At 40.3% G+C, this 11,817-nt stretch carries 10 protein-coding genes; 5 read left to right on the plus strand and 5 right to left on the minus strand.

Annotation, left to right across the window (positions count from 1 at the left end; translation table 11 throughout):
- The first annotated feature begins 343 nt into the window (after window positions 1-343).
- A complete protein-coding gene (locus NI000_RS30650; protein WP_253415151.1) occupies window positions 344-1,213 on the plus strand; it encodes a LysR family transcriptional regulator in 870 nt (289 codons plus the stop codon).
- A 482-nt stretch (window positions 1,214-1,695) separates the two neighbouring features.
- Here NI000_RS30650 and NI000_RS30655 read toward each other — a convergent pair whose 3' ends face one another.
- From NI000_RS30655 to NI000_RS30670, 4 genes are all read right to left on the minus strand, one after another.
- Window positions 1,696-2,961: an ATP-binding protein gene (locus NI000_RS30655; RefSeq protein ID WP_253415152.1), complete on the minus strand. Its 1,266-nt coding sequence runs from the start codon at window positions 2,959-2,961 to the stop codon at window positions 1,696-1,698.
- Window positions 2,962-3,098: 137 nt separating this feature from the next.
- Window positions 3,099-3,773: a response regulator transcription factor gene (locus NI000_RS30660; protein ID WP_253415153.1), complete on the minus strand. Its 675-nt coding sequence runs from the start codon at window positions 3,771-3,773 to the stop codon at window positions 3,099-3,101.
- Window positions 3,774-3,956: 183 nt separating this feature from the next.
- Window positions 3,957-4,574: an iron transporter gene (locus NI000_RS30665; protein WP_253415154.1), complete on the minus strand. Its 618-nt coding sequence runs from the start codon at window positions 4,572-4,574 to the stop codon at window positions 3,957-3,959.
- Complete coding sequence (locus NI000_RS30670) at window positions 4,567-6,102, minus strand: FTR1 family iron permease (RefSeq protein WP_253415155.1); 1,536 nt, start codon at window positions 6,100-6,102, stop codon at window positions 4,567-4,569. Before NI000_RS30670 ends, NI000_RS30665 begins: the two co-directional genes overlap by 8 nt.
- 268 nt (window positions 6,103-6,370) lie before the next feature.
- Here NI000_RS30670 and NI000_RS30675 point away from each other — a divergent pair, with 268 nt between their 5' ends.
- Entirely contained in the window at window positions 6,371-7,084 is a 714-nt protein-coding gene (locus NI000_RS30675) for a DoxX family membrane protein (protein ID WP_253415156.1), read from the plus strand.
- A gap of 974 nt (window positions 7,085-8,058) precedes the next feature.
- Here NI000_RS30675 and NI000_RS30680 read toward each other — a convergent pair.
- Window positions 8,059-8,352, minus strand: coding sequence for a hypothetical protein (locus NI000_RS30680; RefSeq protein ID WP_253415157.1), 294 nt, complete (start codon window positions 8,350-8,352; stop codon window positions 8,059-8,061).
- Between the two features lie 888 nt (window positions 8,353-9,240).
- On the opposite strand from NI000_RS30680, the gene NI000_RS30685 reads away from it, so the two are divergent.
- The 3 genes from NI000_RS30685 to NI000_RS30695 all read left to right on the plus strand — a co-directional run bounded on the left by NI000_RS30685 (window position 9,241) and on the right by NI000_RS30695 (window position 11,757).
- Window positions 9,241-9,912 (plus strand): hypothetical protein, encoded by a 672-nt coding sequence (locus tag NI000_RS30685; protein ID WP_253415158.1) that lies wholly within the window; start codon window positions 9,241-9,243, stop codon window positions 9,910-9,912.
- A 183-nt stretch (window positions 9,913-10,095) separates the two neighbouring features.
- Entirely contained in the window at window positions 10,096-11,148 is a 1,053-nt protein-coding gene (locus tag NI000_RS30690) for a protease inhibitor I42 family protein (RefSeq protein ID WP_253415159.1), read from the plus strand.
- A 66-nt stretch (window positions 11,149-11,214) separates the two neighbouring features.
- Complete coding sequence (locus tag NI000_RS30695) at window positions 11,215-11,757, plus strand: hypothetical protein (RefSeq protein ID WP_253415160.1); 543 nt, start codon at window positions 11,215-11,217, stop codon at window positions 11,755-11,757.
- Window positions 11,758-11,817: the final 60 nt, after the last annotated feature.

Genomic DNA, 11,817 nt, shown 5'->3' on the forward strand with positions numbered 1-11,817 from the left:
GACCGGCGCGATTGACCCGCTAAGCGTGGGTTCAATTCTTCAAACATCGAACTCGCTCCTTTAAGCGTTTATTTCGTCACCGTGATTTTTATCACGTATGCTCTGTTTTTAATGTACCAGCATTTCTTATGTATGAAAAATACTAATAAATTAAGTTATTTATATATAGATCATATAAATTAATATTTGTGCAGGAAGGATACAAAGTCAAGTCAAACACTTAAGATTGGAAACACCCTCCGGTTTGCTTTAAAGTACTTGAAAAAATATGATATCCGCTATATTTTCTTAGTATATTAGAAATACTAAATGGAAAATCCTATTAAGAAAGGGGTTGAATTTCTTGGACTTACGACAACTCCGGTACTTTCTAACTATTGCCGAGGAAGGTCAAATTACCCGCGCCGCAAAAAAATTGAACATGTCTCAACCTCCTTTAAGTCAACAACTCCAAATGCTAGAGGCTGAATTAGGAACCGCACTTTTTGAAAGAAATACTCGCAGATTGGATTTGACGGAGGCAGGTAAAGCTCTTTATAAAAAGGGAGCTTTATTAATTAACCAAGTAGAAGAGATCAAAACGGAAATTATTGAAATTGGGAAAGGGATGCGCGGAACATTATCGATTGGTACGGTTAAGACCGGCCTGCAAATTACGACATCGATGATCGCAAAATTTAAGAGCCTATATCCGGACGTCACTTATAAAATTTGGGAAGGCGATACATCAAGTTTAACGTCTCATATCAAAAATCGTGACATTGATGCAGCAGTCGTCAGATTACCTTTGGATGACCCCGAGCTTGACGTTCTTTCATTGCCCAGCGAATCTTACGTTCTCGTTGTCCCAGAAACGTGGGAAATGAAAGAAAACTCAATCCCTATGGAACGTATTCGCGACCTTCCTCTGCTTCTTTTACACCGGAGGACTGGAAGAGGCGTATACGAAATGATTTTGAATGAATGCAGACAACATGGTTTCGAACCTAATGTGATCTGTGACTGTCCGGATCCAAGCATCTTGATTTCACTGGTTTCTGAAGGGCTTGGCGCTACACTGTTACCCATGTCGACCGTCTCAGCCTTTCCCCTAACTACAATCCGAAGCATTAAACTCGAAAATTGTACAATTCAATCCGTGCCGGCGATTGCTTGGTTAAAAGACCGCAGCCTATCAAGAACAGCACATGAATTCATTCATCTGTTTCGTTAATTGTTCGGATTCGGAAACCTTGGTGCCCCTTGCTTGTCTGACGTTAGCTTAACCACTGCAATGATTTAAGCTTCCCTTTTTCCTGGTTGATGCAATGGGCCAAATCTGGTAACAGGAACTTACCGTATCTTGAACAACAGATAAATCGGTTTGGTTTTATATTTATGAAGGTATCCGCCCGCCCCTGTCGGAAGTTTACTTTGGCCTTCCAAGTTTTCAATCTTATCGGCCTTCGGTCACCTCACGAGGCTCAATGGCTTTACTGACGTTGCGGTCTAGGCATCACTCAACCTTCGTCATATGCGCCAAATCGTGAAAATATCTGAACACTGAAGAAGTCAAAAGCTAAAAACAAAAACGCAGATGGGAGCCGTCTGCGTTTTTGTGAAAAATCAGAAAAAAAGGCGGGAAGCTCACTTTTAAAATACTACAGCGAGCCTCTCCCCCTTGTGGATACTGGATTTTTTGAGAGTTCAGCAACCCTAACTAGCTATTAACTTTACAATCACTGTGGTTCCATGATGAGGCTTACTACGAATCTCGATCGTTCCTTTGTGAACCTCTACAATCCATTTACATAAAGACAGTCCCAGTCCTGTTCCACCTTGACTTCTTGTTCGGGAATCGCCCACACGATAAAATCGTTGAAAAATATAGGGTAAATGTTCTTCAGGAATCCCAATCCCATTATCAATCACTTCAATCTGGGTGAATTTTCCTTTACTTGATACATGGATCGCCACTGTTCCTCCTTCCGGTGTGTACTTAATGGCATTTTCAATTAGATTAACAAACAATCTTCGCAGAAGATCCTCATCGCCCTGGAAGGTGATTGTCTCGGGCGTCTTAAAAGTAAGCTCAATTTTTTTGTTTACAGCTATGGATGATAAGTGATTCCTTACATATTCGAATAATCGAATTCCGTCAATGACTTTTGAGACAATCTGATTTGGGTCTGAGGTTTTTGTAGATAAATATAAGAATTTTTCTACCATGTCCGATAAATATACAATCTCTTCCATGACAGAATAAAGCACACTTTTATATTCTTCCGCCGATCTGTCCTTGTTTAATGCCACATCGATTTCTCCGCGCAAAATCGTCAATGAAGTACGAAGTTCATGAGAAACATCGGAAGTGAACTGCTGAATCTGGGCGAATGAGATTTCTAATCGGTCAATCATACCATTTAAAGTTTTAGCTAAGATCTGCAATTCGTCTTCCGATCCTTCAATGGGTAACCTCTCGTGCAAATTCGTGACTGAGATATTATTGGTAGCTGTAACGATTTTCTTAATCGGCTGCAGTGTTTTGTTGGAAATTAGCCATCCTATCACGATTGAAATTGCTGCAAAGCCGATAGTGCAGAGGATAGTTATGTTTCGCAACTGATCGATGGCAACATGTCGAATCCTGTCGTATGTTGCAACCGTAATTCTGTATGTCAATTTATCTTGGGTAAGAAGTGGGAGGGACATTGCACGAAGCGGTATTCCATTCAACTCGGGATCCCAAATGAAGCTCTTTTCGTCAACCATATTCATAGTTTCTGAGACCTTGATGCGTTGCCCGTGCAGATTTTGTGAGGCTGTGATGACTTGGCTCTGTTCGTTTTCGATTTGCCAGTACATCTCTTCTTTTTGAATTCCTGTCGAAACAGCCAATCCATTCAGATGATTTTCGATTTCAGAAAACGAATAACCATCCTCAATACAATAGGCAATCATAGCTCCCTCTCTGACAAGCATCGAATCGACTTCTTCGTTTAATGAATCGGAAAATGTAATATATAATAGAGCGCTGAATAGTGATAAAATCAATATGAAAAAAATAGAATGCCAGATTGTGAGCCTCCAACTGATACTTTTTGAAAAATTTGTGATTTTCATTCTTCACCTTTGATCACATAACCGACACTATAAACCGTATGGATCAGTTTCAGATCAGTATCTTTGTCAATTTTATTCCTCAAATGATTGATATACACATCAACCACATTCGTACCCGTACTGTAAGCATCCATCCACACATGTTCAAGAATCAAAGTTCGCGATAATATCCTCCCTGCATTTCTGATCATAAATTCTAAGATCGCATATTCCTTATTGGAAGTATAAATATGGCGCCCGCCCCGTATTACTTCTCTCGTGGATGGATTCAACGTCAGGTCTGCTACTTGTAAAATAGGAGATGCATTCTCTTGATTTCGTCTCAACAAACTACGCATACGGGCTAATAACTCCGAAAAAGCAAAAGGTTTTGTCATAAAATCGTCCGCACCTGCATCGAGTCCCTTTACTTTATCTACCACGGAATCTTTAGCACTTAGAATCAGAATAGGAGTTTTTGTTCCATTTGACCTCAGTTCACTAATAAGCCGAATCCCATTCTTCATCGGAATCATAATATCCACGATGATAAGATCATAATCTTCGATATAAACCAGTTCAGAAGCCGTCTCACCATCGTGCGCCACATCTACGACATAATGATGCTCCTTTAATCCTTGCGAAATGAAACGAGCGACTTTTGCCTCATCTTCAACCAACAATACGCGCATTCGATCATCCCCCATTAATCCGCCTAAAACAATGATAATAATTATCAATTTCAATTGTATCGTCAGCCAATTGCATTATCTATAAGAAATAACTTCCATATCCACGAAAATAGTTGACATAGATTTTGTCCATTTAAAACAAGCCACCTTTAAAAAGGTGGCTTCTTGCTTTAAATTGTATGTTTATTGTTTTTTATAATCAGCCGTATATTTAAACTCTTGTTTTGTCCACCACTCTTCCACATCATGGTAAGCGAAATTGTCTGTATCCAATTCCACCCAGAAAGTAAAATCATATGTGCCTTCACTTGGCATTTTTACATTTAATCCGTAGTGAGGACCATCACCGGCTGTCATCGGATAGAGTCGTCCAGATAACTTATCACTCGTTTTCTTATTGATTGCCTCATAGGTGACTTTCATGCCTGGAATCCAGTCTCCAGGTGCAAATCCCCATTTATTATCTTCAATCGCATGGAAGTCTCCTTCAAGGTGAATATCTGCCTCTTTGTCTCCTGGCATACCATGATAATTAACTGGATGAACATTCTTTGCAACTGGAATATAAACGAAAACAAATTCAGTTCCAAACTTGTTTTCCTTACCGATAGGTACATCTACAGGACCTGCAGCAGCGTCAACAGGTTGCGCATTATGCTCCGGCGCATTGGCAGTTTTCGCTTTTTTGGTTTCCTGGTGTGATGAATCTGAATTCACTTCTGGTTTCGCACTGCATCCGGCAAGCATCAAGATCCCTAAAGACAATACGAGCGATGATAATATGAGCTTTTTATTAAACATTTTTACTCTCTCCTTGATATTTATTACGTACACTGATAACCAAACCCAGAAATAGAATAATCAATAATCCGCTCTGGACTGCTATCGCTTCTACTGTCGGATATATCCCTAATAAATTCATTTCAGGCATCCCATGAATCTCCGTGGAATTAAGGGAACCAACAAATTGCAATTCACGAATTCCATACCCCAAGAAACGAAAAGCCATAACATTCAATAAAATACTTGTCCCTAAAAAATAAGGTTTCAATGGGATCTTCACAGCATAACGGTTGAAAGAATAGTAAACCGCCGCGAGAATAAACAAACCTGCAACCAAACCACCTACGACAACAGCTGAATTTGAACCGCTCATTGCATATATGGCTTGATAAAAGAGAATCGTTTCAAACCCTTCACGATATACGGCCAAAAAAGCTGTCATTCCTAGGGCAAACAAACTTCCCGTTGCGATTGAAGATTTCATTCTGCCTTCAACGAATTGTTTCCATCGTGAGGCTTTAGCCTTGCCAATTAACCAGTAGCTTGCCCAAATAAGAACCGCAGCAGCTACGATCATCGTTACTCCTTCCATTACTTCTCGGCTTGCTCCGCTGACGGTAAGGACGGTTTGTAAAAGCACGGCTGTAATCAAACTGGCTGCAATCGCTCCGCCTGCTCCCCAATAAATACTCTTTAACTTGTTTCTATGACCAGATTTAATGAGGAATGACGTTAAGGCCCCGATAACTAATATCGCTTCCAAACCTTCCCGTAAGATAATGGTTAACGAATCAAAAAATAACGAAATCGGGCTTGCGGGTACTGTTAATAATTCTTCAACGCGCTGAAGATTACGTTGTAAAGAAACGATCTCGCTTTGCAGATCTGTTGGACTCGCTTTAGCAGCGATAAGCTCCCTTAATCTTGCAAACTTTTGTTCCGATTGAATAAGCAATTTCTGATTTTTAGCAGCAATCTTCGATTCCAAGGGACCAAACAAAGCATAGGAGTTCAAAGCTTCTGTCAATGCTGGTTCAATATCACCCTGTTGATACAGTACATATACACGATCCAACGATGCATTAAGCTCTTCAATTGTGGATTCCGTATCTTCTCCCTTGCTTTGAGACAACCCAACAATATCCAACAGAACTGCCGACAGTTCAGCCGATAAGGAAGCGATATGTTTCGGATCGTCACGATCATTTATTTTCTGTGTGAGATCATCAAGGCCTTCCTTGACTTTTTTCGTTGCTTTTTTATCTATTTCAGATAACGAGGTACTGAGCGAATTGAATTCAGCTTTTGCTCTTCCCACATAAATTTTCGCTTCCTTGTATTCGCCCCAATTCATCACTTCCCCGGTTTTATCCACTCCTAATGAATACTCGACGGGAATGGTGTTAATAAATCGAGCGGTTTGGACAACCTTCTCTTTAAATGCATCGTATTCTTGCGCCAATACTTGCTGCGTAAAGAATGCAGGGAGTAAAGTTAATAATATGAAAAGCGTACTAGCAATGGAGCGTTTTATTGTTAATATCATCCTGCATGTTCACCTCCGTGTAATCTAATTGAGAATAATAATCTTTTTCGCTATTCCACAATACCAAGGCATTTTAAATTTTGGATTAAAAAATAATTAACAAATTTTAATTATCCTCAACACTATAAAATTAAAGCTTTTTAATTTTGTATTAAATAGTTTTTTAGTTTTCTCCTGTAATATAACGGAGTAATTAACCAATTGATAATGATTATCATTAATATCAAAATATCTTTTAGCTCTAATTCTTTTACTTGGGGGAATTATTATGCAAAATCCAGTGATTAAAACAGATCGAAAAACGCTGGGAAAGTGGGGGGAGCAATCTTTATTTGTTTTAATGCGTATTCTTTTCGGTGTGGGTTGGGTGTTGGCAGGGATAACGAAGATATTAGGAGAAGGAGGATCATCAGGCCATTCATGGTTTATTCAGCCGGGAGTTTTTCTCACCGATTACTTGATGAAAGTATTGGAAAAACCGAACGTTCCAGACTTTTATAAAACTTTTATTGAAGATGCAGCTTTAAATCAAGTTATGTTTTTAAACTATGCAATTCCGATCACTCAGGTCGTTGTTGGATTATTTCTCATCGCAGGGTTCTTGACACTGCCTTCCGTACTTATTTGTCTATTTATGCATATTAATTTCATTCTTTCAGGTAATATAAACTTAATGAGTCTCATTCTTTATACAACTGCATTTAGCATTTTACTTAGTGGAAGACGTATTTACGTTTTAAGTTTGGATCAATATTTAAAATTGGATAACGTATTCAACTTTAAAAAAGAAAAACTCAAAGAAGTCCCCGTCCATTCGACAGAAACGTTGTCAAAGATCATCGAAATCGCAAACTCCATTAATCAAGCTCAGGCATCACAAGATGAGCGAATAGAACAATTGATCGCATATCTTGAGAAAAATCACATGAATGAAAATAATCTTTTTGAACATCAAAATAAAGTAAAACAAGCAGTTTATTAATGCTGCAGTTTTGAAACAAAACGCACCAGTCCATCAATGAAAGCGGCAACCGATACCTCCCTGTCCTTCGCCCCAGCGTAGAAAGGAGGTATCGGTTATTTAAGAAGTCCGAAGCCTTAGCGAACAGATTGACAATATTCTCTCTATTACTAACACCACTCACAAAGCGGAGATCCATAAAAAGAAGCCGCTGTCGGCGTTCCAAGTTCAGCGTAAGAATTTGTTGGGCGATGAACCCCGCTCGTCTGCTCGGGCCTCGCCCGGATTCTATTCAGTCCATATCGCTTGCATCTGCCGAATTTGCCCTCGATTACATTGCGATCGCCCACTTCCTGCTTGGTGATTCGTTTCATCTCGCCTGCGTTGCTCTTGGTTCGAGAGGTGACCAGAGTGACCCGCTTATTCGAATTCCACGTTCCTTTGCAGTATGTAGTTTTTTTCCGGTTTCGGTACTGATTCGATCAAGGAATGCCCTCGTTGAAGTTGTCCCATTGCCGCCGTTCCAGAAAGGCGTATCCTTTTACCAAGCTAACGGACACCTTCGTCGCGAATTAAACTTTGGTTTTCGCTTTCTATTGGGTGAATACTGACGATACGATCATCGATCTGATGGATGTGCTGTGTAATCCATGAAGCGCTACTGGCGATACAACTACTGAATGACGAGCAAATGCTTGTATTGACTTTTTCTGAGTGCCGGCAGCGGCGTGATAGCAGCCAGCTCCCCCATGATGCGCAGAACGCGCTTGATGAAAGTGAGTTGCTTTCGAGTTCCTCGACACAACACCTGAAACCCGATTCGACGCTACTTCGCAATGGCAAGATACCGTGCGTCTCGCCTTTTTCCGGTAGATACGCGGCTTCGGTCGTTTGCCTGATTGCGGTGCATGAAGGGCATCGACGATCAATTCCAACTTTTCGCCGGCTTCGTTCAACAACGAGATGTCCGTCGAATACGCGGTATCGGCCGACGCTCAGGTTGTGTCGAGCAACAGCGTCCCTTGATTCGGGTCCGGTTTCGATTTCTTTCGCTTGCGGCCTCGCTGAAAGGCGGAAGTCGAAGTCTTCGAATCATCGTCCTGTTGCTGTTCCTCTTTCGTAACCTCTTTGCCGCAATCGTTCACTTCCGCGTCGCCGTCGTCTAGAAACTCACGGCTTGCGAACGCCAAGTTTTTGGTTTCTTGGTAGTTCGCCTGGGGAGCCGTGTTGAATTCAAAACGGATGTTTGTTATTTTTCCATTTCCTTGAACAGCACTATTTCGTTCCATGGTCCATGAATCGGCGCCTTTGCCCTCATCATTCGCAGTGCAATTTGGTCATTCACAATTGGATAGCTTTCGGCGTTGAAATTTTTCTCCTGTCCGCCGCTCGGCTTCGGCGCGTCCCTCTGCATTTTTTCATCTTTCTTTCCCCTTCCCTTTTTCCAACTTAACTGTGCCTTTTACGAAATCAGCATTTCGTGAACCTTTGACGGAGCCGATCAGCACAGCATATTTAATGATATCGGTGATTCGTGTTTACCTCGCCATCGCTTCCATATCCTCCCCAGTCATCAGCAGCGTATCGCTTATTTGGTTCTGGACGAGACCTGCTACGTGAGGCGGGGATTCGGAAGTCTTTTGAACTTAGTGCACTTGTTGTTTTTCAGTTACTATTTTCGCATGTCTTCGAAGAGTGGTTTCGACTTGCCGCGGGGAGTTCACTGTGGGTTCAGCCTGATAGTGATTGAGCAGTTCATCGCTTATCTCTCAGATGAAGCACTCGATACGATTAGAATGGCCAAAGAGATGAAGCAGCGATAAAGCTACTTAACTACAATCTAAAGTGTAAAGCTCGAGATTGTACAATTCAATCCATGTCGGCGATTGCTTGGTCAAAGGAGAAAAGCCTGTCAAGAATAGCATACGATTTGTTTTGTTAATCGCTCTGTCAGAAAACATTGGTAACCCTTTTCTTGTGCGATCATTGGCTCAAGACCTGCAAAGATTTAAATACTTTCATTCGCCTTTCTAAGAGGGAATGAATGCCATGTTTCGACATAAAATAAAAATATTTTAGAGAACATTTTTATTGATGCAACATTTTCAAATACTGTTCCGTATAAGGAAGATGTAAAACCAAAAAATTCTATATACAGAAAGGAGGAGACAGCATTCATGAAGAAAAAAATCAAAAAAAGCCTTGCCGTATTGGCATTGGCCGGCGTGATGACAACCGGGGCAGCCTATGCGCTAAACAATCCCCAATCCAATTACACAACGAATCAAGTTGCAATAACTGAGCAAAAGAAAGTGCAAACGACGGGGGTGATTATCTTGATTACCAAGAATGGTGACGAAAACTTTATTCATATCCAAGGCGCTGGAACCAATGGGCTTGTTTTAAAAGCAAATAAAGATACGGTATTTCGTAGAATGGATGATACCAGACTCAGCCTTTCCGACCTCCATATTGGACTTACTATCATCGCCGAGCATGCTATGATCATGAAGCCTAGTTTGCCTGTGCAAACTTCCGTTTCAAAAGTAACTGTGCTGGATACAAAGCTTCAATCGGACCTGATCGGTACGGCCGGCGAAATTGTAGAAGTGCGAGAAGATGAAAGTGGACGATTAAGCATCCTGATTAGCGGCTTAGGGGTAACCGACAATTCTCCCCGCGAAGTTGTCCTGCAGCTAACAAGCGATACCGTACTCGTTGACCGGGATGGGAGAAAAGTGGAAAAAAGCGCCTTCGTTAAAGGCGCCAAGGTAATCGGCTTCTATCAACCCGACCTAGCGGAAAGTTTGCCTCCAATCGGAATCGCTCGTAAAATCGTTCTTCAGTAAGAAATTTGTCAAGGCTATACCTACGATTGCTTTTGATCTAGTTCCGTTTAATCAATCTTTTCATTGTCATCTTATACGCAAAAATTGACCGACCGGTCGTACTATTGTATAGTAAAATAAAGTGACACAGTGATACACACGAAACTAAAGTTATATCCACACAGCCTATTAGGAGGAGCTACTATGAATAAAAAAATCTTTATCGCTATCGGTTTAGTAAGTTGTTTATTAAGCAGTTCAGCAGCATTTGCATCTGGATCTAATGGAGAAATTTTAAGATTTAAGGCTGGACATCCTGCAACAAACGATATCCGCACTCTAAAAACTGGCATGGTAAATTTAATAGAGGAAGGGCAAGAATTTAAAGTTATTTTGGAGGAAAATCCATCTACAGGATACTCGTGGAGCTATAAAACAAGTAGTGATAACGTAAAATTAATTTCAGACCAAGCCAAAAAAGGTAAAAATATGGTAGGGTCACCCTCGCAAAGAGTGTGGACTTTTAAAGCAAATCAAAAAGGAACTTATAAACTGGAATTTCTCTATACTCAACCTTGGGAGATCGCTACTGCCGCTTCAAAAACCGTGGAGTATGTAATAGAAGTAAATTCTACAAGCAATATACCTACTTTAACAGCCGGCAAGGTAAATAAAATAGAGGAAGGTCGGGAATTTAACGTTATTTTAGACCAAAATGATTCGACAGGATATCAATGGGACTTTAAAGCATCTAGCGAGAGCATACAAAAGATTTCAGATCAAGTGAAAAAAGGTAAAAATATGCCAGGTGCGCCTTCACAAAAAGTATGGACTTTCAAAGCAAACCAGAGTGGAACTTATAAACTGCAATTTTTCTATACCCCAGCCTGGGAAAAAGGTACTTCTGCTTTAAAAACCGTGGAATATACAATAGAAGTAAATCCTGTAGGCAACATGCCTGTTCTAACAGCCGGCAAGGTAAATAAAATAAAGGAAGGGCAGGAATTTAACGTTATTTTGGACCAAAATGATTCGACCGGATACGAATGGGATTACAAAACATCTAACGAGAGCGTACAAAAAATTTCGAATTACATAAAGACAGGTAAAAATATCGTGGGATCTCCTTCTCAAAAAGTATGGACTTTCAAAGCAAATCAGAAAGGAACTTATAAGTTGCATTTTTTCTATGCTCAACTCTGGGAAAAAAATGCTTCTGCTTTAAAAAGTGTAGAATATACGATAGAAGTAGGATAATTGCCAAACGACTTCCATAAAAGTTCAAAATGTTATTTTACTATAAAAAAATCTGGAGGAACTACCATGAGAAAGAAACTTATTACTGCGTCCATTTTACTCAGCTTATCAGCTTCTGTACTTTCTATTCCAGGGGCATTGGCAGCAAACTCTAAACAAGAAATACAAGTTATTTCATCTTCACCGATAGATCCTGGCTTTGACGGAACCAAAGCAGCCGCCAGCATCCTCCCTTTAACAAACCCATTTGACGAAGAAAAACAGAATCTGCCTAAATCAATTAGCGCAGCTGACTTAGCGAAAATGGAAGCTTTCTATAATCAAGCGATAAAGTTGCAAGATGAGATTGATAAATTGTGGAAACAATATGGCGATATTCTGGGTAAATACGAGGAGTTTCCATCTTTTCAAGAAGCAAAGAAGGATTTTCCTCCAACACTCAGCTCCGATGAATTAAAAAAATTGGAAGAGTTGTATAACCAGATCTCCAAGTTAAAAAAGGAAGGAAAATCATCAGAGGCTGATCCGTTATGGGATCAGTACTATAACATTTTGTCTAATCATTATAACACTTTACACAAAAATCCTTTGTGGGAGAATGCCCGATGATTTAAGTTGTCAGATTGTACAACGGATCACGATTCTATATAAAATAAGAGACAATTGGGC

The organism is Paenibacillus tyrphae, from assembly GCF_024158745.1.
In the GTDB taxonomy this organism is placed as follows: domain Bacteria; phylum Bacillota; class Bacilli; order Paenibacillales; family NBRC-103111; genus Paenibacillus_G; species Paenibacillus_G tyrfis_A.